This is a genomic window from Pseudomonas sp. NCCP-436 (assembly GCF_019656335.1).
GTDB lineage: Bacteria > Pseudomonadota > Gammaproteobacteria > Pseudomonadales > Pseudomonadaceae > Aquipseudomonas.
Window position 1 is genome coordinate 211,367 of the sequence record NZ_BPLZ01000001.1, and the last position, 21,903, is coordinate 233,269.

Annotated in this window: 22 protein-coding genes; 17 read left to right on the forward strand and 5 right to left on the reverse strand. The window is 61.5% G+C overall.

What is annotated here, in order from left to right; genetic code table 11:
• Positions 1-281 precede the first annotated feature (281 nt).
• From coxB to NCCP436_RS01020, 4 genes are read left to right on the forward strand one after another with little or no spacing between them, the layout of a single operon-like run.
• The gene (coxB, locus tag NCCP436_RS01005) at positions 282-1,406 is read left to right on the forward strand and encodes a cytochrome c oxidase subunit II (protein ID WP_220801928.1); all 1,125 of its coding nucleotides are present in this window, start codon (positions 282-284) and stop codon (positions 1,404-1,406) included.
• A gap of 4 nt (positions 1,407-1,410) precedes the next feature.
• Entirely contained in the window at positions 1,411-2,994 is a 1,584-nt protein-coding gene (gene ctaD, locus NCCP436_RS01010; RefSeq protein ID WP_220801929.1) for a cytochrome c oxidase subunit I, read from the forward strand.
• Between the two features lie 10 nt (positions 2,995-3,004).
• The gene (locus tag NCCP436_RS01015; protein WP_220801930.1) at positions 3,005-3,571 is read left to right on the forward strand and encodes a cytochrome c oxidase assembly protein; all 567 of its coding nucleotides are present in this window, start codon (positions 3,005-3,007) and stop codon (positions 3,569-3,571) included.
• A gap of 11 nt (positions 3,572-3,582) precedes the next feature.
• On the forward strand, positions 3,583-4,470 hold the full coding sequence (locus tag NCCP436_RS01020) for a cytochrome c oxidase subunit 3 (RefSeq protein ID WP_220801931.1): 888 nt from the start codon (positions 3,583-3,585) through the stop codon (positions 4,468-4,470).
• 6 nt (positions 4,471-4,476) lie between these two features.
• Here NCCP436_RS01020 and NCCP436_RS01025 read toward each other — a convergent pair whose 3' ends face one another.
• Entirely contained in the window at positions 4,477-4,680 is a 204-nt protein-coding gene (locus NCCP436_RS01025) for a twin transmembrane helix small protein (protein WP_220801932.1), read from the reverse strand.
• A gap of 71 nt (positions 4,681-4,751) precedes the next feature.
• On the opposite strand from NCCP436_RS01025, the gene NCCP436_RS01030 reads away from it, so the two are divergent.
• The 5 genes from NCCP436_RS01030 to NCCP436_RS01050 are packed head-to-tail and all read left to right on the forward strand — an operon-like array spanning position 4,752 to position 8,700.
• Positions 4,752-5,483, forward strand: coding sequence for an SURF1 family protein (locus NCCP436_RS01030; RefSeq protein ID WP_220801933.1), 732 nt, complete (start codon positions 4,752-4,754; stop codon positions 5,481-5,483).
• Positions 5,458-6,036 (forward strand): hypothetical protein, encoded by a 579-nt coding sequence (locus NCCP436_RS01035; RefSeq protein WP_220801934.1) that lies wholly within the window; start codon positions 5,458-5,460, stop codon positions 6,034-6,036. The genes NCCP436_RS01030 and NCCP436_RS01035 overlap by 26 nt, the downstream gene beginning before the upstream one ends.
• 49 nt (positions 6,037-6,085) lie before the next feature.
• Entirely contained in the window at positions 6,086-7,129 is a 1,044-nt protein-coding gene (locus NCCP436_RS01040; RefSeq protein WP_220801935.1) for a heme A synthase, read from the forward strand.
• A gap of 20 nt (positions 7,130-7,149) precedes the next feature.
• Positions 7,150-8,049: a heme o synthase gene (gene cyoE / locus NCCP436_RS01045; RefSeq protein ID WP_220801936.1), complete on the forward strand. Its 900-nt coding sequence runs from the start codon at positions 7,150-7,152 to the stop codon at positions 8,047-8,049.
• A gap of 18 nt (positions 8,050-8,067) precedes the next feature.
• Complete coding sequence (locus NCCP436_RS01050; protein WP_220801937.1) at positions 8,068-8,700, forward strand: SCO family protein; 633 nt, start codon at positions 8,068-8,070, stop codon at positions 8,698-8,700.
• A 16-nt stretch (positions 8,701-8,716) separates the two neighbouring features.
• On the opposite strand, the gene NCCP436_RS01055 is transcribed toward NCCP436_RS01050, so the two are convergent.
• On the reverse strand, positions 8,717-9,667 hold the full coding sequence (locus NCCP436_RS01055) for a homoserine kinase (protein WP_220801938.1): 951 nt from the start codon (positions 9,665-9,667) through the stop codon (positions 8,717-8,719).
• Between the two features lie 17 nt (positions 9,668-9,684).
• Positions 9,685-9,969: a DUF2782 domain-containing protein gene (locus NCCP436_RS01060; RefSeq protein WP_220801939.1), complete on the reverse strand. Its 285-nt coding sequence runs from the start codon at positions 9,967-9,969 to the stop codon at positions 9,685-9,687.
• A 153-nt stretch (positions 9,970-10,122) separates the two neighbouring features.
• On the opposite strand from NCCP436_RS01060, the gene polA reads away from it, so the two are divergent.
• On the forward strand, positions 10,123-12,918 hold the full coding sequence (gene polA, locus NCCP436_RS01065) for a DNA polymerase I (protein ID WP_220801940.1): 2,796 nt from the start codon (positions 10,123-10,125) through the stop codon (positions 12,916-12,918).
• A 296-nt stretch (positions 12,919-13,214) separates the two neighbouring features.
• Here the strand turns inward: polA and yihA are convergent, their stop codons facing one another.
• Positions 13,215-13,862, reverse strand: coding sequence for a ribosome biogenesis GTP-binding protein YihA/YsxC (yihA, locus tag NCCP436_RS01070; protein WP_220801941.1), 648 nt, complete (start codon positions 13,860-13,862; stop codon positions 13,215-13,217).
• A gap of 232 nt (positions 13,863-14,094) precedes the next feature.
• On the opposite strand from yihA, the gene NCCP436_RS01075 reads away from it, so the two are divergent.
• From NCCP436_RS01075 to NCCP436_RS01095, 5 genes are all read left to right on the forward strand, one after another.
• Positions 14,095-14,385 (forward strand): cytochrome c5 family protein, encoded by a 291-nt coding sequence (locus tag NCCP436_RS01075; protein ID WP_220802126.1) that lies wholly within the window; start codon positions 14,095-14,097, stop codon positions 14,383-14,385.
• 51 nt (positions 14,386-14,436) lie between these two features.
• Entirely contained in the window at positions 14,437-15,042 is a 606-nt protein-coding gene (locus tag NCCP436_RS01080; protein ID WP_220801942.1) for a cytochrome c, read from the forward strand.
• 168 nt (positions 15,043-15,210) lie between these two features.
• Positions 15,211-15,837 (forward strand): thiol:disulfide interchange protein DsbA/DsbL, encoded by a 627-nt coding sequence (locus tag NCCP436_RS01085; RefSeq protein ID WP_220801943.1) that lies wholly within the window; start codon positions 15,211-15,213, stop codon positions 15,835-15,837.
• Positions 15,838-15,857: 20 nt separating this feature from the next.
• Entirely contained in the window at positions 15,858-16,730 is an 873-nt protein-coding gene (locus NCCP436_RS01090; RefSeq protein ID WP_220802127.1) for an endonuclease/exonuclease/phosphatase family protein, read from the forward strand.
• 8 nt (positions 16,731-16,738) lie between these two features.
• Positions 16,739-18,508, forward strand: a complete 1,770-nt coding sequence (locus NCCP436_RS01095) for a GGDEF domain-containing protein (RefSeq protein WP_220801944.1) — start codon at positions 16,739-16,741, stop codon at positions 18,506-18,508.
• Positions 18,509-18,626: 118 nt separating this feature from the next.
• On the opposite strand, the gene NCCP436_RS01100 is transcribed toward NCCP436_RS01095, so the two are convergent.
• Entirely contained in the window at positions 18,627-20,174 is a 1,548-nt protein-coding gene (locus tag NCCP436_RS01100; RefSeq protein ID WP_220801945.1) for a nucleobase:cation symporter-2 family protein, read from the reverse strand.
• A 354-nt stretch (positions 20,175-20,528) separates the two neighbouring features.
• On the opposite strand from NCCP436_RS01100, the gene NCCP436_RS01105 reads away from it, so the two are divergent.
• Together NCCP436_RS01105 and NCCP436_RS01110 are read left to right on the forward strand one after the other, a co-directional pair.
• Entirely contained in the window at positions 20,529-21,119 is a 591-nt protein-coding gene (locus tag NCCP436_RS01105) for a MarC family protein (RefSeq protein ID WP_220801946.1), read from the forward strand.
• Complete coding sequence (locus tag NCCP436_RS01110) at positions 21,116-21,898, forward strand: N-acetylmuramoyl-L-alanine amidase (RefSeq protein WP_220801947.1); 783 nt, start codon at positions 21,116-21,118, stop codon at positions 21,896-21,898. The genes NCCP436_RS01105 and NCCP436_RS01110 overlap by 4 nt, the downstream gene beginning before the upstream one ends.
• The last annotated feature ends 5 nt before the right edge of the window (positions 21,899-21,903 follow it).

Genomic DNA, 21,903 nt, shown 5'->3' on the forward strand with positions numbered 1-21,903 from the left:
CAGGCCGCATTGGCTGTGGCTTGGAGGCATGGCCGATGTTCATGTGAGGCTGCTTTCTCACACATTGCGGGCTGAAAGTCGCCGTCTATACTCGATTTCGAAAGGCAGTACCTGATGGAACCGGACGAGCTTTGGCACGGTAAGGTTTTGACAGCATTTGCCAGCAGTCAGACAAGCGGGCCCCGGCAGTGAGCCACGGCCAGCTTGTCAGTACGGCAGTCGATCCCTTTAGCCGCAGGCTCAGCCGGCGGGATAACAAGAACAACCAAGGGGAACCCGCGATGATGCGACATCCACGAGTCTGGATGGGTCTCATGCTGTGGCTGGTATTCGACTCGGCGCATGCCCAGTGGGGCATCAACATGAGCCCTGGCGCGACCGAGGTCAGCCGTTCCGTTTTCGATCTGCACATGACCATCTTTTGGATCTGTGTCGTGATCGGCGTGGTGGTGTTCGGCGCCATGTTCTGGTCGATGCTCGTGCACCGTCGCTCCACTGGCCAGCAGCCCGCGCACTTTCACGAAAACACCAGCGTCGAAATTCTCTGGACCGTGGTGCCGTTGCTGATTCTGATTCTGATGGCTGTCCCAGCAACCCGGACGCTGATCGAGATCTACGACACCTCTGAATCGGAGCTGGATATCCAGATCACCGGCTACCAGTGGAAATGGCACTACAAGTACCTGGGCCAGGACGTCGAGTTCTTCAGCAACCTCTCTACTCCGCGCGAACAGATCAATAACCGTGCCGTAAAGGGTGAGCACTATCTGCTGGAGGTGGACGAACCGCTGGTGGTGCCGGTTGGCACCAAGGTGCGCTTCCTGATCACTGCGGCCGACGTCATCCACTCCTGGTGGGTGCCGGCGCTGGCGGTGAAGAAGGATGCCATTCCCGGTTTCATTAACGAATCCTGGACGCGCATCGAGCAGCCCGGCATCTATCGGGGGCAGTGCACCGAACTGTGTGGCAAGGATCATGGCTTCATGCCTGTGGTAGTCGAAGCCAAGAGCAAGGAAGACTTTGCCGTCTGGTTGGCCGAACGCAAGGAGACTGCTGCCGCCGAGCGCGAGCTGACCAGCAAGCAGTGGACCATGGAGGAGCTGATGGCGCGTGGCGAGAAGGCTTACAACACCGCCTGTGCCGCCTGTCACCAGCCTACCGGCGAGGGGCTGCCGCCGATGTTCCCGGCGCTCAAGGGCTCGGCCATCGCCAAGGGGCCGGCTCAGGGCCATATCGAGATCGTTTACAACGGCAAGTCGGGTAGCTCCATGGCCGCCTTTGGCAAGCAGCTGTCGCCGGTCGACCTGGCCGCCATCATTACCTACGAGCGCAATGCCTGGGGCAACAACGTCGGCGACATGGTCACGCCCAAGGACATTCTCGATTTCGCCAAGGCTCAGGAGTAAGGACATGAGTGCAGTGATCGACCACGGTCATACTGACCACCACCATGGCCCGGCCAAGGGCCTGATGCGCTGGGTGCTGACCACCAACCACAAGGACATCGGCACCATGTACCTGTGGTTCAGCTTCTGCATGTTCCTGCTTGGCGGCTCGATGGCGATGGTGATTCGCGCCGAGCTGTTCCAGCCGGGCCTGCAGATCGTGCAGCCGGAATTCTTCAACCAGATGACCACCATGCACGGCCTGATCATGGTCTTCGGTGCGGTGATGCCGGCCTTCGTCGGCCTCGCCAACTGGATGATCCCGCTGATGATCGGCGCACCGGACATGGCTCTGCCACGGATGAACAACTTCAGCTTCTGGCTGTTGCCGGCGGCCTTCGGCCTGTTGGTCAGTACGCTGTTCATGGAGGGAGGCGGGCCGAACTTTGGCTGGACTTTCTATGCGCCGCTGTCGACCACCTACGGGCCGGAAAGCACCACCTTCTTCATCTTCGCCATTCACCTGATGGGTATCAGTTCGATCATGGGCGCGATCAACGTGATCGCCACCATCCTCAACCTGCGTGCCCCGGGCATGACCCTGATGAAGATGCCGCTGTTCGTCTGGACCTGGCTGATTACCGCCTTCCTGCTGATCGCGGTGATGCCGGTTCTGGCTGGCGTGGTGACCATGATGCTGATGGACATTCACTTCGGCACCAGTTTCTTCAATGCCGGCGGCGGCGGTGATCCGGTGCTGTTCCAGCACGTGTTCTGGTTCTTCGGCCACCCCGAGGTGTACATCATGATCCTGCCGGCCTTTGGTGCGGTCAGCTCGATCATTCCGGCCTTCGCGCGCAAGCCGTTGTTCGGCTATACCTCGATGGTCTACGCCACGGGGGCGATCGCCTTCCTCTCGTTCATCGTCTGGGCGCACCACATGTTCACCGTCGGCATTCCGCTGACCGGCGAATTGTTCTTCATGTACGCCACCATGCTGATCGCCGTGCCTACCGGGGTGAAGGTGTTCAACTGGGCTACCACCATGTGGCGTGGCTCGATGACCTTCGAGGCACCGATGTTGTTCTCGGTGGCCTTCGTCATCCTGTTCACCATCGGTGGTTTTTCCGGGTTGATGCTGGCCATTGCCCCGGCAGACTTCCAGTACCACGACACCTACTTCGTGGTGGCGCACTTCCACTACGTGCTGGTACCAGGTGCGATCTTCGGCATCTTTGCATCCGCCTACTACTGGCTGCCGAAGTGGACCGGTCACATGTACGACGAGGTGCTTGCCAAGTTGCACTTCTGGATGAGTTTCGTCGGCATGAACCTGGCGTTCTTCCCGATGCACTTCGTCGGTTTGGCCGGCATGCCGCGGCGCATCCCCGACTACAACATGATGTTCGCCAACTTCAACATGGTTTCCAGTATCGGCGCCTTTCTGTTCGGGGCGACACAACTGCTGTTCCTGTTCATCGTCATCAAGTGCATTCGTGGCGGTAAGCCGGCACCGGCCAAGCCCTGGGACGGTGCCGATGGTCTGGAGTGGACGGTGCCTTCGCCGGCGCCCTACCACACCTTCAGCACGCCGCCGGAAGTGAAGTAGGAGCCTGGCCGTGAACGCAGCCATCGGTACCCGGCGCCTGGTCATCCGCCTGTTGGGCGTGGTAGTGGCCATGTTCTGCTTCGGCGTGTTCGTCCTGCCGCCGTTCTATGACGCCATGTGCCAGGCGTTCGGCATCAACGGCAAGACAGCCGGCGCCTACCAGGGTACGCAGGCGGTCGACGAGCAGCGTCAGGTGCGGGTGCAGTTTCTGGCAACCAACGCGGACGGGATGGTCTGGGAGTTCGGCCCGCTGGCCGACGAACTGGTGGTTCATCCGGGAGAGGCGCGCGACATGCTGTTCGTCGCCTACAACCCAAGCGACAGGCCGATGACCGCTCAGGCCATCCCCAGTGTTTCGCCTTCCCGGGCGGCGGCATTTTTCCACAAGACCGAGTGCTTCTGCTTCACCCAGCAGGTACTGCAGCCGGGCGAGCGGATCGAGATGCCGGTGCGTTTCATTGTCGACCGCGACCTGCCGCAGGATGTGAAGCACCTGACGCTGGGCTACACCCTGTTCGATATCACCGAGCGCAAGCCGCCAGTGGTACAGGCGACGCTCGCACGGGCGACTCCATAAGGAGAACAACAATGTCGAGTCACGAAAACTACTATGTCCCGGCCCAGAGCAAATGGCCGATCATCGCTACCCTCGGGCTGCTGGTCAGCGTCTACGGGGTTGGTACCTGGTTCAATGACCTGTCGGCCAGTCGTGACGAGTCCAGTGGCCCGCTGATCTTCTTCGTTGGCGGTCTGATCCTGGCCTACATGCTGTTTGGCTGGTTCGGCAATGTCGTTCGGGAGAGCCGCGGCGGGCTGTACAGTGCGCAGATGGATCGCTCGTTCCGCTGGGGCATGAGCTGGTTCATCTTCTCCGAGGTGATGTTCTTCGCCGCGTTCTTCGGCGCCCTGTTCTACATCCGCTCATGGGCCGGCCCGTGGCTAGGGGGTGAGGGCGACAAGGGCATCAGCAACATGCTCTGGGAGGGCTTCGAGTACAGCTGGCCGTTGCTGCAGAATCCGGACTCCAAGCTGTTCCCGCCGCCGAGTGCAGTGATTGATCCATGGCATCTGCCGCTGCTCAACACCATCCTGCTGGTGGCGTCGAGTGTGACGGTGACCATTGCGCATCATGCGCTGAAGAAGAACAGGCGCGGCCCGCTCAAGGCCTGGCTGGCGCTTACCATTCTGCTGGGCGCGACGTTCCTGTTCTTCCAGGTCGAGGAATACATAGAGGCGTACAACGAACTGGGCCTGACCCTGGGTTCGGGCATCTACGGCGCGACCTTCTTCATGCTTACCGGTTTCCACGGTGCACACGTGACCATCGGCGCGATCATCCTGACGGTGATGCTGGTGCGCATCCTGCGTGGGCACTTCGATGCGCAGAGTCACTTCGGTTTTGAGGCCGCTTCCTGGTACTGGCACTTTGTTGATGTGGTCTGGTTGGGCCTGTTCATCTTCGTCTACGTATTGTGAGGACATTTACCAGGTGGCGTGGGATATCAGTTGTCCCGAATAGAAGCCCCATGCCACCAGGGCGACGGTCAGAGCAGTAAGCACCACGCGAACGGTCAGGGCGTTGATCACGCGGGTGGCGCGGCTGTCGTCCTTGACCAGGAAGAACAGACCGCTGAACAGGCTGGTGAGGGTTGCCAGCAGCAAAAAGATGATCGCGGCCTTGAGCATGTGTAGCTCCGGGGGGAGTGGGTGATGAGTGGCAGTATAGCCAGCCGGCAGAGTGACAACGGAGGCATCCTGTGAGCGGCTTTCGGCCCGGCTGGCTGCCCAGTGTACTGGTGCTTTTGCTGATGCCGGTTCTGCTTGGCCTGGGCTTGTGGCAGTTGCAGCGCGGTGAGCAGAAGCAGCAGCTGCTCGACAGCTTCGAGGCCCGTCGGCAGGCCGCTCCGGTTTTTGCTGACGCACTACTACACAGTGCTGATCCGGGCTATCAGCGCGTTCGTCTGCAAGGCTACTTCGACCGTGGGCACAGCCTGCTGCTGGATAACCGCGTGCGTGACGGCCACGCCGGGGTTGAATTGCTGCAACCCTTTCATGATCAGCTCAGCGGCCTTTGGGTGCTGGTCAACCGCGGCTGGCTGCCTTGGCCGGATCGTCGGGTTGCGCCGGCCTTCAGCACTCCGGATGGCACACTGCAACTACAGGCCTGGGCCTATGTGGCACCGGGTGGCGCCCTGCAACTGGGTGGCGGCGCAGACGGAGAAGGCTGGCCGCGTCTGGTCACGACCGTTGAGGCCGATTCGCTCTGGCGGCAGCTTGGCCGCAGCGGACTGCCGTTCGAACTGCGTCTGGAGCCGGGGCCGGCCAGCTATCGGCTGGGCTGGCCGGTTGTGGCCATGAGCCCTGGAAAACACCAGGGCTACGCAGTGCAGTGGTTTGCCCTCGCCACAGCCCTGCTCGGCCTATACATCTATCTTGGAATTCACAATGCACGGGAGCATCGTCATGAACCCAGCCATCGCCATGCCTGAAGTACCGCGAAAGGGCCGTGGGCGCCTGCAACTGCTGCTGCTGCTGGCCATTGCCATCGGCCCGATGCTGCTGGCCAGCGCCATGTATCAGTGGCGTTTCTGGGTGCCGGAAACACGCAGCTATCACGGTGTACTGATCGGTGACGGGCGCACGCTGGCCGATCTCGGTGTTCAGGGGGAGCTGGCTCAACGCTGGCTGATTTTGGTGACAGCTCCCGAGGCGTGTGCGGCTGACTGCCAGGAACTGGTCTACCTGGCGCGGCAGATCCATATCGGTCTGAACCGCGAGGCTTCCCGCGCCGAGCATGCACTGGCCTTGGCCAATCCCCTGGACGACGGTTATCGAGCCAATCTCAGACGCGAATATCCCCGCCTTGGCCTGCACTCACTGGATCCGGCCGTTTATTCACGGGTAGCCGGGGACGAGTCGGGCGCGCAGCTGTGGCTGGTGGATCCGCACGGCAACCTGGTGTTGCGTTACCCAGCCGGCAGCAACGGCAAGGCGATACTCGATGATCTGCGTTACCTGCTGAAGGTTTCCCTGATTGGCTGATGTCAGGCCTTGTTCATTCCACTGATGGCCCAGAGCCTGAGGAGTAGAGATGCACAAGCCCGGATACCGAATCGCGTTGTTCGCCACCCTGCTCGCGGCTGTGGTTGTGGTGCTGGGGGCTTATACCCGTCTGACCCATGCTGGCCTAGGCTGCCCGGACTGGCCCGGCTGCTACGGCTTTCTTGGCGTGCCAATGAGCGAGCATAAGCAGGCGATCGCCGAGGCGCGCTTTCCCGAGGCTCCGCTGGAGGTAGCCAAGGGCTGGTATGAAATGATCCACCGCTATTTCGCCGGAACCCTGGGGTTGGTGATTCTCGGTCTTGCCATGCAGGCATTGAGGCTGCGTGGTGAACCCGGACAGCCATTCAAACTGCCGCTGTTCCTGCTCGCGCTGGTTGCCTTGCAGGTCCTGTTCGGCATGTGGACGGTCACTCTGAAACTCTGGCCCCAGGTGGTCACGGCTCATCTGCTTGGTGGCTTCGCCACCCTGAGCCTGCTGTCGCTTTTGACGATGCGACTGTCCGGGCGCATGGCCGCAGAGGCGGTTTGTCCAAGCCTGCGAAGGCTGAGCCTGGCGTGCCTGTTGCTGGTGATCGGGCAGATTGCCATTGGCGGCTGGGTCAGCTCCAACTACGCCGCGGTGGCTTGCGCCGATCTTCCTACCTGCCATGGGCAGTGGTGGCCGGCGATGGATTTCGGCAAGGGCTTTCATCTGACTCAGCATATTGGCCCCAACTACCTCGGTGGCCAACTGGACAGTGATGCCCGTACGGCCATTCACATGAGCCATCGAATTGGCGCGCTGCTGGTCACTCTGGCGCTGCTGCTGCTGGCCTGGCAACTGCAGCGAACCGGGCTTTCCCGGCTGGCCGGTTTGCTGTTGATGGCGCTGGCTATGCAGGTCGGCCTCGGCATCAGCAATGTGATGTTCCATCTGCCGCTGTTGGTGGCGGTGGCGCACAACGCCGGTGGTGCGGCGCTGCTGCTGGTTCTGGTGCTGATCAGCTATCGCTTGCGTGCGGTCACACCACAGCCGGCTGCCGGGTCGGCAAAAGAACCAATGGCACGGCTGCTGGTGCAGACCGGCAAATAAAAAGAGCAAGGAGAAAGGCCATGGCGACAACTCTGAGCGTTCATTCCGGTCATGCCACCTGGCGCGACTACCTTGAGCTGACCAAGCCGCGGGTGGTGTTGCTGATGCTGATCACCTCGCTGGTTGGGATGTTCCTTGCCACCCGTGCCGGCGTGCCCTGGACCGTATTGCTGTTCGGCAACCTGGGGATCGGTTTGTGTGCCGGTTCGGCGGCGGCAGTCAACCATGTGGTTGACCGTCGTATCGATGCGATCATGGCGCGTACCCGCAAGCGCCCGGTGACTACCGGAAGGGTGTCGCCGCTGGCGGCACTGACCTTCGCACTGGTGCTGGCGCTGGCTGGCATGACGCTGCTGCTGGTGTTTACCAACGCCCTGGCGGCGTGGCTGACCCTGGCTTCGCTGCTCGGTTACGCGGTGATCTACACCGGCTTTCTCAAGCGCGCCACACCGCAGAACATTGTCATCGGCGGCCTGGCCGGTGCGGCACCGCCGCTGCTTGGCTGGGTGGCGGTCACCGGCCATCTGAGCGCCGAGCCGCTGCTGCTGGTACTGATCATCTTTGCCTGGACGCCACCGCACTTCTGGGCCCTGGCCATCCATCGCAAGGAGGAATACGCCAAGGCCGACATCCCCATGCTGCCGGTCACTCATGGCGAGCACTACACCAAGGTTCACATCCTGCTCTATACCCTGGCGATGTTTGCCGTGACCCTGCTGCCTTACGCCATCCATATGAGCGGACCGCTCTACCTGGCCAGTGCGATGGTTCTGGGTGGGCGGTTCCTCTACTGGGCCTGGGTGCTGTACCGTGACAGCAGACCGCATGCCGCGATCAACACCTTCAAGTACAGTATCTGGTATCTGTTTCTGCTGTTCATCGCGCTGCTGGCGGATCACTACCTGCTGCTGAATATCTAGCGTTTCGCCGAGGGATTAATGACTCGTACCCACGCCACCGTCTTCGTCCTCGTCGCCATCGTTGCTCTGGTGCTTGGGCTTACCGTCAACAAGGTGCTCACCAGAAACGGCCAGGGCGACCCGGCGGCGCTACTCGATGCGGGGATCGTGCTGTTGCCGCAAAGTCGCAGCCTGCCGGCACTGAGCCTGTTGAACCAGGACGGTGAGACGGTGATGGTGGATCAGCTCAAGGGCAAGTGGAGTCTGCTGTTCTTCGGTTACACCTTCTGCCCGGATATCTGTCCGGCGACCCTGGCTCAGTTGCGTCAGCTGCAGGGGCAGTTGCCCGAGGAAACCCTGGAGCGGCTTAAGGTGATGATGGTCAGCGTGGACCCGCATCGTGACACGCCTGAACAGTTGAGCAAGTACCTTGGTTACTTCGACGCCGGCTTCCAGGGCCTGACCGGGCAGGAGGAAACCCTGCAGAAGTTCGCCAATGCCGTCAGCATCCCCTACATTCCGGCCGATACCAGCAAGGAAAACTACACCGTCGACCACAGCGGCAATCTGGTGATCATCGGCCCGGATGGTACCCAGCGCGGTTTTATCCGTGCCCCCATAAATCCAGCCAAGCTGGCTGCGCAGCTGCCGGGGCTGGTGGCCGGCAGCTGATGCATCGAGGGCGCTTCTAGAGAGCGAAGGGCAGCGCCAGGTCGATCTGCTGGCGTTGCGCCAGGCGCTGGCGGAATTCGTCCGGATCGTGAATCAGTACTTCCTGCCCGGCGAAGGATTCGGCGGCGATCAGGCGTGACAGCCAGAAGCGTACACAGGCGATGCGCAGCATGACCGGCCATAGCTCGGCCTCGGCTGCACTGAACGGCCGCAGTGCTGCATAGGCGCCGAGCAGCGTACGGGCGCGTACCGGGTCGAGACTGCCGTCCTCGTGCGAGCACCAGTCATTGAGGGTGATGGCCAGGTCGTAGAGCATCGGCCCGGAGCAGGCATTGTAGAAGTCGATCACCCCGGTCAGATGGTTGCCGTCGAACAGGACGTTGTCGCGGAACAGGTCTGCATGCAGATTGGCCCGGGGCAGGGCGCGCAGACGGGGAGCCAGCTCGGAGATTTCCGCCAGCACGGCATTGAGTAATGGCACATCGGCCTCTGCCAGTTTTGCCGCCTGGCTCTTTCCTTCGCGCAGCATCCAGTCCAGGCCGCGGTCACTCGGTCGTTCGAGGCACTGGTCGCGGGTCGCCAGGTGCAGACGTGCCAGCAACTGGCCGACCTCCTGACAATGGTGGGCATGAGGTGTGCGCACATGTCGGCCCGACAGTCGCGGCTGCAGCAGCGCCGGCTTGCCGGCCAGGCTGCGCAGGGCTTCGTCGTCCTGCGTGCGCAGGGCATAGGGCACGGGCAGGCCGGCATCATGCAGCACATCGAGCAGTTCTATGAAAAACGGCAGATCATCCACCGGGCCGCGTTCAACCAGGGTGAGCACGAACTCGCCCTGTTCCAGACTGACGAAGAAGTTGCTGTTCTCGCTGCCTGCCTCGATACCCTGGAAGTCGATCAGGCGACCGAGGCCGTAAGGCCTCAGAAAAGTTTCGAGTTCATGACGTTCCAGGGGAGTGAATACCGACATATCAGACCTTAATTGCCTTACCAGCTGAAGAGTTGCCACGCAGGGATCAGCATGTCCGGGTCGTCCGCCCGGATAAAGTTGCCGTCGCTGCCGTCGGCGCGAACGAGGAAGTAGGGTTTGCCGTTTTTCGGGGTGACCTTGATGGCATAGAGGAAGCCGTTGACCCGGTATTCCTCGATGGTGCGGTCGCCGTCCTGGCGGATGGTTACGTCGGGATCCGCGGAAACCGGCTCATCGGCCGCAGCTCCCAGCGGAAGGCAGGCCAGCAGGCCAACCAGTAACAGGCGATTGAGTGTACCCATGGTAACCTTGCTCCTTAATGTTCACCGATGCAGCCATTCTAACAGCACGCCGAGAAACTACCCGTGTCGCCGCCGTGTTCGGTACGGGCGCCTCCTTCCGGGGGCTGCGGCAGGTCGATGGCGCTGCATCCGCCGAAAAGGTTGATTCCGCGCATGAGCCAAGCTCCCCTCGTTCTGGTCGACGGTTCCTCGTATCTGTACCGCGCCTTCCACGCCCTGCCGCCGCTGACCACCTCCCGGGGCATGCCCACCGGAGCAGTCAAGGGTGTGCTGAACATGCTCAAGAGTCTGCGCCGGCAGTACCCGGACAGCCCCTTTGCGGTGGTATTCGACGCCAAGGGCGGCACCTTCCGCGATGAGCTGTTTGCCGAGTACAAGGCCAACCGGCCGTCCATGCCGGACGAACTGCGTGTTCAGGTCGAACCGCTGCATGCGGCGGTGCGCGCCCTGGGTCTGCCCTTGCTGTGCGTCGAGGGGGTGGAAGCCGACGACGTGATTGGCACTCTGGCCCGCCAGGCTGCCGGCGAGCAGCGCGACGTGGTGATATCCACCGGCGACAAGGACATGGCGCAGCTCGTTTGCCCGCACGTTACGCTGGTCAACACCATGACCGGAAGCGTTTACGACGAAGGTGGCGTAAAAGAGAAATTCGGTGTCGGGCCTGAGCTGATCATCGACTACCTGGCCCTGATGGGCGACAAGGTGGACAACATCCCGGGTGTGCCCGGAGTCGGCGAGAAAACCGCACTGGGCCTGCTGGTCGGTCTCGGTGGTGGCCTCGATGTGATCTACGCCAATCTCGACAAGGTGCCTGCCTTGCCCATTCGCGGCGCCAAGAGCCTGCCGGCCAAGCTCGAGGAACACCGCGACATGGCCTACCTGTCCTACCAGTTGGCCACCATCAAGATCGACGTGGCGCTGAATATTCGGACGGACGAGCTGTATCCGGGGGAGCCGGACAGCGTTGCGCTTGCGGAGCTGTATGGCGAGCTGGAGTTCAAGAGCTGGCTGGACGAACTGTTGCGACAGGACAAGGCGCTTGCCGCTCGGACTTTGGCGCCGGCAGGTGATCTGTTCGCCGAGGCTGCTGGCGAGTCTGCCGGAGAAGCTGCCGAGCCGACGCAGGTAAGCGTTGAGGACTACCAACTGATACTGGAGCAGGCGCAGCTCGACGACTGGCTGGTAAAGCTGGAACAGGCCGAATTGATCGCCTTTGACTGTGAAACCACCAGCCTCGACGCGCAGCAGGCGCAACTGGTCGGCCTGTCGTTCGCGGTCAGGCCCGGTGAGGCGGCCTATGTGCCGCTGGCGCACAGCTACATGGGCGTACCGCCGCAGCTGGATCGGGATGCGGTGCTGCGCGCACTCAAGCCGATCCTCGAGGATCCGGCCAAGATCAAGGTTGGCCAGCACGCCAAGTACGACATCAATGTACTGGCCAATGCCAGCACTCCCATCACCGTGCGCGGCGTGGCTTTCGACACCATGCTCGAGTCCTATGTGCTGGACTCCACCGCCACCCGCCATGACATGGACAGCCTGGCGTTGAAATACCTCAACCACAGCACCGTGCGTTTCGAGGACATCGCCGGCAAGGGTGCCAAGCAGCTGACCTTCGACCGGATTCCGCTGGAGCAGGCCGGCCCCTATGCCGCCGAGGATGCCGACGTGACCCTGCGCCTGCATCAGGAATTGTGGGGCCGTCTCCAGGCCGTGCCATCGCTGGCCAAGGTGCTGCGTGAAATCGAGATGCCGCTGGTGCCGGTGCTGGCGCGTATCGAACGCAACGGCGCGCTGGTCGACGCCCGGCTGCTTGGCCAGCAGAGTCTGGAGCTGGGTGAGAAACTGGTGGAGCTGGAACGCCAGGCCTTCGCCATTGCCGGCGAGGAGTTCAACCTGGCATCGCCCAAGCAGTTGGGCGTGATCCTTTACGAAAAGCTCGGCTATCCGGTACTCAGCAAAACCGCCAAGGGCCAGCCGTCCACCGCCGAGGCGGTGCTTGCCGAACTGGCCGAGCAGGACTACGAGCTGCCCAAGCTGCTGATGCAGTACCGTTCCCTGAGCAAGCTCAAGAGCACCTACACGGATCGTTTGCCGGAGCAGATCAATCCGCGTACCGGCCGTATCCACACCAGCTACCACCAGGCGGTGGCTGCCACCGGCCGGCTGTCGTCCAGCGATCCGAACCTGCAGAACATCCCGATCCGCACCGCCGAGGGGCGGCGCATCCGCCAGGCTTTCGTGGCTCCGTCGGGTTACCGCCTGATGGCGGCCGACTATTCGCAGATCGAGTTGCGCATCATGGCTCACCTGGCCCGGGACGAGGGTTTGCTGGAGGCTTTCCGCAACGATCGCGACGTGCACCGGGCGACCGCTGCCGAGGTCTTCGGAGTGGCGCTGGACGAGGTGACTGCGGATCAGCGGCGCAAGGCCAAGGCTATCAACTTCGGCCTGATCTACGGCATGAGCGCTTTTGGTCTGGCCAGACAGATCGATGTCGAGCGCAAGGAGGCCCAGGCCTATATCGACCGTTATTTCGCCCGCTATCCCGGAGTACTGGCCTATATGGAGCGAACCCGCACGCAGGCTGCCGAACAGGGCTATGTGGAAACGGTATTCGGCCGTCGCCTGTACCTGCCGGAGATTCGCGCGCAGAACCAGGCGTTGCGCAAAGGTGCCGAGCGAGCGGCGATCAACGCGCCGATGCAGGGCTCGGCGGCGGACATCATCAAGCGGGCGATGATCGCGGTGGATGTCTGGTTGCAGGACAGCGGCATCGACGCACGCATCCTGCTCCAGGTACACGACGAACTGGTGCTGGAAGTGCGTGAGGATTTGGTCGAGCAGGTTGCTGAGCAGCTCAAGACACTGATGGGCGCTGCTGCCGAGCTGGCGGTGCCGCTGCTGGTGGAAGTGGGCGTCGGCGCCAACTGGGATGAAGCACACTGAGCGGGGAGCCATTACGACCACTGGTCGTAATGGCTAAGGCCTGATTGAGAAGTTTTTCAATTTCCGCTGAACTTTTTGGAAAGGCTCTCGTCAGAGTAACTGAATGGCCGCGAAGCCCTTCATTGCTCCTTTGTTGTGTTAAGTGTTGGCAGACATCTGAACCCCGCCCTAGCGGTTCAGACCTTGAACCCCGAACTTCCCCCTCCCCATACGAAGCTCGGGGTTTTTTTTGTCTGCGTAACTCCTGGCGGCGACCTGCGGACCTAAAAATACGTCCGGCAATTTTTGCCGGCGGCTCAGGCTTCTTCGCCGCCAGCATCCTCGTTTTCAATCAGGCCCAGCCATTGCGCCAGGACGAGCTGCGCCTCTTCCACTCCCATGCGCTTGGGAGCCGAGAACAACTGGATGGTGATTCCGCCGTTCCATTGCTTGCGGATTTCCTGATGCACCTTGAGCAGCGTGTTCTTGGCCGCGCCGAAGGCCAGCTTGTCGGCCTTGGTCAGTAGTACGTGCAGAGGCATGCCGCTGGCCACGGACCAGTCGAGCATCATCCGGTCGAATTCGGTCAGTGGGTGGCGGATATCCATCAGCAGCACCAGACCGCAGAGACTCTCGCGGCTGCCCAGGTAGGCTTCAAGGTGCTTCTGCCAGTGTTGCTTGAGCGGAATCGGTACCTTGGCGTAACCGTAGCCGGGCAAATCGACCAGGCGCCGCTGGTCGTCCAGGCGAAAGAAATTGAGCAACTGGGTGCGCCCCGGGGTTTTCGAGGTGCGTGCCAGGCTGGCATGGGTCAAGGTATTGAGAGCGCTCGACTTGCCGGCGTTGGAGCGTCCGGCGAAGGCGACCTCTAGGCCGCTGTCCTCGGGGCACTGGTCGACCTTGGCGGCACTGGTGAGAAAGCTGGCCTGCTGACACAGACCGATGATGGGATTCTTCGGGAGCATGGGGTATCCGGTGATGGCCCGGATCGGCAGATCGGGGCTTGCGACATTTCCGCGCACCTGCTGCACGCCGCGTGGCGCGGCAAGAGGCGTCGTTTCCGTTTCGGCATTGCCAGTATATAATGCCGCAGATTTTGTGTGCGCTTTGTCCCACCCGCAGGAATTATGTAGCCGGGAACGATTAGATTTGCTGCCCATAGAAGGCAAACGTTCCTACCCTGATGAGGTTGACCTGATGAAGAAGATGCTGCTCGCAGCGGCCTTGATGACCATGTCTTACAATGGTTTTGCCGCTCAGGAACCGCAGGCCGTGTATGACCGTAGCTGCGGCATTTGCCACGGTGGCCAGATTCCGACTGCGCCGCAGAAGGGCGACAAAGCCGCCTGGGAGCCGCGCCTGGCCAAAGGAATGGATGCGCTGGTACAGAGCGTTACCAATGGTTTGAATGCCATGCCGCCCCGCGGCCTGTGCATGGACTGCACGGACGAGGACTACCAAGCGGTCATCAAGCTGATGACCGAATGAGTGGTTCCGGACGATAACCCTTTTCTCTCTTAGCCGTAGTTGGATTAGCTGATGAACAAAGTACTCGTGAGTCTGCTGTTGACCCTGGGCCTCACCGGCGTGGCGCAGGCTGCTGGCGACGCCGAAGCCGGTCAGGGCAAAGTCGCTGTCTGTGGCGCCTGCCATGGTGTCGATGGCAATAGCCCCGCGCCGAACTTCCCCAAGCTGGCTGGTCAGGGCGAGCGCTATCTGCTCAAGCAAATGCACGATATCAAGTCCGGCGCCCGTCCGGTCATCGAGATGACCGGCATGCTGGATAGTTTCAGCGACCAGGATCTGGAAGACATCGCGGCTTACTTCGCCAGTCAGAAAATGAGCGTTGGTGCTGCCAACGGTGATCTGGTCGAGCGTGGCGAGGCGCTGTTCCGCGGCGGCAAACTGGCCGAGGGCATGCCGGCCTGCACCGGCTGCCATTCGCCGGATGGCGCCGGCCTGGCAGCGGCCGGCTATCCGAAGCTGGGTGGTCAGCATGCGCAGTACGTGGCCAAGCAACTGACCGACTTCCGTGAAGGCAACCGTACCAACGACGGCGACACGATGATCATGCGCAACATCGCGGCCAAGCTGAGCAACAAGGATATCGAGGCGGTTTCCAGCTTCCTCCAGGGGCTGCACTGATCTCCTGCGGCGATATGCCGCAGCTTGCTTCAGGCAATGACGAAGGGTGGCTCAGGCCACCCTTTTTCGTATTGGGCGCGGTTACAATGAGCGGAACCGGCCCGGCTGCTATCTGTCATAGTTTCGGATCGCCCTCGGGCGAGGCCTATCCAGTCAAGGAGTACATCGATGCGTAATCTGATCTTCGGCGCCGCTCTGGCGATCAGCAGCCTGTTCGGCATCAGCGCTCATGCCGAGCCGGTCGCCGGCCAGCAGTATGTCGAGCTGAGTAGCCCGGTGCCGGTATCCAAGCCGGGTCAGATCGAGGTGGTCGAGCTGTTCTGGTACGGCTGCCCGCACTGCTATCAGTTTGAGGCAACGCTCAACCCCTGGATCGAGCAACTGCCCGAGGACGTCAACTTCGTACGCATTCCGGCCCTGTTTGGCGGAATCTGGAACGTCCACGGCCAGGCCTTCCTCACCTTGGAAAGCATGAAGGTTGAAGCCAAGGTGCATGAAGCGGTTTTCAACGCCATCCACCAGGAAAAGAAGAAGCTGGCCTCTGCCAATGAGTTCGCCGACTTTGTCGCTACTCAGGGCGTTGATCGTGATGCCTTCCTCAAGACCTTCAACTCCTTCGGCATCAAGAGCCAGATGGAAAAGGCCCGTAAGCTGGCCATCTCCTATCAGATCACCGGTGTGCCGGTGATGGTTGTCGGCGGCAAGTACCGCTTCGACATCACGTCCTCTGGCGGCCCGCAGCAGACGCTGCAGGTAGCCGACTATCTGATCGAGAAGGAGCGCGCCGCCAACTGAGCGGCGACTCGGGTATGACCGTGCTGCGCCGCTGGCGACAGCCTCGCGAGGTCGGCCTGTGCGATCCGCAGGTCAATCCGCACTGCCCGTCGCCGACCGGCTGGCCGGAGGACGGTTTGCTGCGCCTGCTGAGCTTTAACGTGCAGGTGGGCATCAACACCCAGCGCTATCACCATTACCTGACCCGCAGCTGGCAGCATGTGCTGCCGCATGCCGGGCGAACCCTGAATCTGCAGCGTATCGGTGATCTGCTTGCCGACTTCGATCTGGTGGCCTTGCAGGAGGTTGACGGCGGCAGCCTACGCTCGGGCTACATCAATCAGGTCGAATACCTGGCACAGTTGGGAGCCTTCCCCTACTGGTATCAGCAACTCAATCGCAACCTCGGTCGCCTTGCGCAGCACAGCAATGGTGTACTCAGTCGCCTGCGGCCGACGCTGCTGGAGGACCATCCGCTGCCGGGCCCGCCCGGGCGTGGCGCGATTTTCCTGCAGCTCGGCGAGGGCGAGCATGCGCTGGGAGTAGTGGTGATGCACCTGGCGCTTGGCGCACGAACCCGTACCCGACAGTTGGCCTATATCCGTGAGCGTGTTGGCCAGTTCCGTCATCTGGTACTGATGGGGGACATGAACACCCACGCTGTCGACTTGCTGGAAAACTCTCCACTGCGGGATCTCGATCTCCTGGCGCCGCAGGTATGCGCTACCTTTCCCAGCTGGCGGCCGCAGCGCTGTCTCGATCATATTCTGCTGACGCCCGGACTGGAGCTGGGGCGGGTCGAGGTATTGAGTGAACCGATTTCCGATCACCTGCCGGTTTCCGTGGAAATCCGCTTGCCGAGAGCACCGAGTAGTGGCAAAACGCCGATACTGAATTCGTCGGACATCGGATAGAACGCGTCATGAGCGACGAAGCGCAACGCTGGAAGGACAAGTACCTGATCAGCCTGGAGCAGCAGGAGCAGCTCGAGCAGCGCTGGGCCGGACGTGTGGATTTGTTGCGTCGTGGGTTGGTGCGCAGCAGTTTGGCGGCCGAAGGGGTTGATAAGGCGGTGGATGCGTGCATGAAGGAGATGCGCGAGATTCTCCGTCGTGACGACATAGATAGTGCACTTGGCGAGTTGATCCCGCGGCTGGAGAAGGCCGTGCTGGATTCCGATCAGCGTCGTCAGCAGCGTACCGGCGAGGCGCTGGAGGCTCTTCAGTCCATGGTGGTGCAGTTGTTGAAACTGGAGCCGCCACGCGAGGTGCGTAAATCTCTCAAGGATCTCGGCCGGCAGCTGGAAGATGCTGCCGGGCAGGTCTATCTGTTGCCGGCCGTGCTCAGTCGTCTGAGCAGGTTACAGGGGCAGAGTCTGGAGCAACTGCGTGACGCACTACCGGAGCCGCCAGGCCTGCTGCAGCGGCTGTTTGGTTCTCGTGGCGAGGGTCAGCCTGCTGGTTCACCGGCAGACGATGCGGAGCGGCTGGCAACGCCACTGTCGCAAGCGGTGCTAGCGGACTCGCTGCCGGTACCACTGACCGCTCCCCCCGCCGCAACGGTTTTGCTCGACAGCCTGCCGCTGTCGGCTGCCCTGTTTCTGGCCGAAACCGATCAGGCATACGACCTGCCGGAACGTGAGCCCGGTTACAGTGCTATTGCCCCTCGCGTTGCCGACAGCCTGCGGCACCTGCTGAGTGAGCTGGAGCTGCCTGTCCGCCATCAGCCGCAGGGCGAGGCATTGTTGCAGCGCCTGCAGGGGCCGCTGAACTGGTACGAACTCATACCGGTACTGGATGACCTGGCGGTGTTGGTACTGGCGGCGGCCGACAGCGGCCAGCGCGAATTCGCCGTGTATCTCAAGCAACTCAACGAACGCCTGGAAGCCTTTATCGGTACTCTCAGCCAGGCTGGCGAGGGTTATGGTGAGGCCTCCGAATGCGCCCGCCACTTTGACCGTGAGCTGCGGGCTCAGGTGGCGGACTTGCAGAATAGCGTGCAGGGTGCTGCTGACCTTGAGTCGCTAAAGCAGGCTTTGGAGCAGCGTTTGGAAGGTCTGCTACAGAGCGTTAGTGTCCATCAGCGCCAGCGTGACGAGCTGGAAGGGGTGGTTGCCGAGCGGCTGCGCGGGTTGATGCAGAAAGTGGCCGAGATGGAGGAGGAAGCGCAGCAGTTTCGTCAGCACATCGAAGAGCAGCGACGGAAGTCGCTGCTCGATCCTCTGACCGGTTTGCCCAACCGGGCTGCCTGGAACGAGCGGCTGGAGCTGGAAGTGGCGCGCTACCAGCGTTATGGCGGCCAGTTGCTGCTGGCAGTGCTGGACATTGACCATTTCAAGCGAATCAATGACGGCTACGGTCACCTTGCAGGAGACCGGGTTCTGAAGATCATCGCCGCGGAGCTGCAGAAGCGCTTGCGCAAGACAGATTTCATCGCCCGTTTTGGCGGCGAGGAGTTTGTGCTGCTGATCCCTTCGACGCCGCTGGAGGGCGGGCTGCAACTGCTGGAGACTCTGCGTGCAGCTATTGAGGCCTGTCCCTTCCACTTCAGGGGAGAGCCGGTAACCGTCACGCTTTCTGCCGGTGTTGCACCCTTCAGCGAGGGGGCGAGTGGTGATGCGGTATTCGAGCAGGCCGATCAGGCGCTGTACCGTGCCAAGGGCGCCGGGCGTAACCGGGTTGAAGCCGCCTGAGCAGATGCTTTGTCCAAGCTTGACTCCCAGCTTTCGAACAGGGTGCGAGTAAATCGCCGCCGGCCTTTGCCGCAGGCCGGCGGCGCTGATTCAATCAATTGCCCGTACAGCAGGTCGCCTAGGACACAACCCCTTGCTGCTGCCTTTCGCCGACAGTGGCATTGCGTGGTTGTGTCGGTGGAGCATGTTCGTCCTGTTCCCCGTCTATAAGGGGTACTTCGTTGCCCTGAGCGTCGTACAGCTTGCCATCGACGAAGCGGTCTCCGTCGTGTAGGGCGGCGATGTCCTGATAGCGCAGACTGCGTTCGGTGCCGGCGACGAACACCGATTGCTGATCCGAGTTGCCCGCAGTGAGGTGGTTGAACAGCAGGTTGAGCAGAATCGCCATGATTGCTGCCGAGCTGATGCCCGAGTGGAAGATGGTCTCAAACCAGGACGGGAAGTTCTGGTAGAAGCTCGGCATGGCAATCGGAATCATGCCGAAGCCGATGGAGGTCGCCACGATGATCAGGTTCATGTTGTTGCGGTAGTCCACCTTGGCCAGGGTGCGGATGCCACTGGCGGCCACGGTGCCGAACAAAACGATACCGGCCCCGCCTAGCACTGAGGTGGGCACGGCAGCAATCACGCGGCCGATGATCGGCAGAAGGCCCAAGGTCACCAGGATCAACCCTCCAGTGGCCACCACGTAGCGGCTCTTGACCCCGGTGACGGCCACCAGACCGACGTTCTGGGCGAAGGCGCTCTGGGTGAAGGAGCCGAACAGCGGTGCCACCATGCTGGAAATCATGTCTGCGCGCAGGCCGTTGCCCAGTCGTCGCGAATCAATCCGGGTGTCGATGATGTCGCCAACGGCAAGGATGTCCGCCGAGGTTTCCACCAGGGTCACCATTATCACGATAAGCATGGAAATGATTGCCGCGACCTGGAATACCGGCATGCCGAAGTGCAGGGGGGTGGGGAAGGCCACCACCGGCCCGTCAGCGACCTTGGAAAAGTCGGCCATGCCGAACGCCAGAGCTACCAGGGTGCCGATCACCATGGCGATGAGAATGGAAAGTCGCGAGATGGTAGCGCTGCCGATCTTGCTCAGTAGCAGCACGGTGGCCAGGGTGAAGGCTGCAAGGCCGATGTTGGCCATGCTGCCGAAGTCTGCCGCCTGACTGTTGCCGCCCATGGCCCAGCGTGCCGCAACCGGCATCAGCGTCAGGCCGATGGTGGTGATGACGATGCCGGTCACCAGCGGCGGGAAGAATCGGGTGATCTTGGAGAACACCGGGGTGATTAGCAGGCCGATAAAGGCCGCGCTGATCACGGCGCCAAACACTACGGGCAGGCCGCCCTCTCCTCCTTTGGTGCCGACGATTGCCACAATGGTGGCGACACTGGCGAAGGACACCCCCTGCACCAATGGCAACTGGCAGCCAAAGAAGGGCAGGCCGATGGTTTGCAACAGGGTGGCAGCACCGCCGACGAACAGCGAAGCAGCAATCAACAGGCCAATCTCGGCGGGTGAAAGGCCGGCTGCCTGGCCGACAATCAGGGGCACGGCGACAATGCCGCCGTACATGGTCAGGACATGCTGCAGGCCATACAGCAGGTTGGCTCCCAGACCAAGGTTTTCATCCTCTGGGCGCGGCTTTGGGGAGGGGGCGATAGAGGTCATGGTGATGTGCTACTCGCTGTTGTTCTTGTTCGATCAATGTAGACACTTTTTTGTGTATTTGGCTACTATTTTGTATACATTCTTACGAGCGGCGCACGAATGACCAATCAGGCGGGGTTGGATCAGCAATGGTTTGATCGCACATGCCAGCGCACGGCTTTCTGCGTGACGCATCAGCCTTGAGCCTCTTTAAAAAAGTGCCCATGCACAGTCAAAGTGGCGTAAGGACAAGGTCTAAATGCTTGTTTACAGTGCGTAAGCCGTACTTGCGCAGAAGTTCTTGCCCGCCAGCGCTTTGCTCGACGACCTTTCGTACAGAACCTAGACTATGGGCCTCATTCTGCGGAGGCACCCATGGACATTTTCAGCATTGCTGTGCTGATCTTTCTGGTCACCGACCCTTTCGGCAACATAGCCATCTACATTGCCGCGCTGAAAAACCTCGAACCGCGTCGGCGGCTTTGGGTGGCTGCGCGCGAGCTGCTGTTTGCCCTCGGCCTGCTGCTGCTGTTCCTTACTTTTGGCGATATGTTCCTCAGCAGCCTGGGGCTGTCACGCGAGGCGATTGCCATTGCCGGTGCGATCATTCTGTTCGTCATTGCCATGCGCTTGATCTTTCCCAGTCCGCAGGGACTGCTCGGTGATGTGCCGGACGGCGAGCCGATGCTGGTTCCGCTGGCCACGCCGGCGGTGGCCGGTCCGTCAGCCCTGGCGGTGCTGATGACTCTGCGCAATACCCATACCGGGCCGCTCTGGGAGCTTTACCTGGCGCTGGTGCTGGCCTGGGCGGCCACTGCCTTCATCCTGCTGCAGGCTTCCTGGTTGCAGCGGCTGTTGGGCAGCCGCGGACTGACCGCAGTAGAGCGTCTGATGGGCATGTTGCTGATCATGCTCAGCGTCGATATGTTGCTGGACAACCTGCAGAGTGTGTTTGCCCACACATGAAGTCTTTCATTCTGATTCTCGCTCTGGCATTGCTTGCCGGTTGCCAGGGTAGCCTGCACATCGACGACAGTTATGTCGCTCAGGGGCAAAACAGCCGCGTGCAGTACGTGGTATTGCACTACACCTCGGCTGATCTGCAGCGTTCGCTGCAGTTGCTGACGCAGACCGATGTCAGCAGTCACTACCTGATCGGCGACAGGCCGGCCACGGTCTATCGTTTGGTGGATGAAAACCGCCGGGCCTGGCACGTGGGGGACAGCGAGTGGCAGGGGCGAACCTGGCTCAACGCGACCACCATCGGTATCGAGCTGGTCAATCAGGGGTATTACGATACCCCTGCCGGGCGCTACTGGCAGCCGTTCTCACCGCAGCAGATCGACAAGCTGATCGTGCTGCTCAAGGATATCGTCCGGCGTCATCAGTTGCCGCCAGGAGCGATCATCGCCCACAGTGATGTGGCACCGCAGCGCAAGGTGGATCCGGGGCCGCTATTTCCCTGGAAGAGGCTGGCCGATGAAGGGCTGGTGCCCTGGCCCGATGAAACCGCAGTGGCCCGGCAGCAGGCGCTATTTGATGCCAGCTTGCCCAGTGTCGGCTGGTTTCAGGCGCAACTGGCGCAGCAGGGTTACAGCGTGCCGCAGCACGGTGAGCTGGACGAGGCGACGCGTAATGTTATTGCCGCGTTCCAGATGAAGTACCGCCCGGCCCGTTACGACGGCCAGCCAGATGGCGAAACTGCGGCGCGCCTGCTGGTTCTGAATCAGCAGCGAGCCGGTTAGGCAGG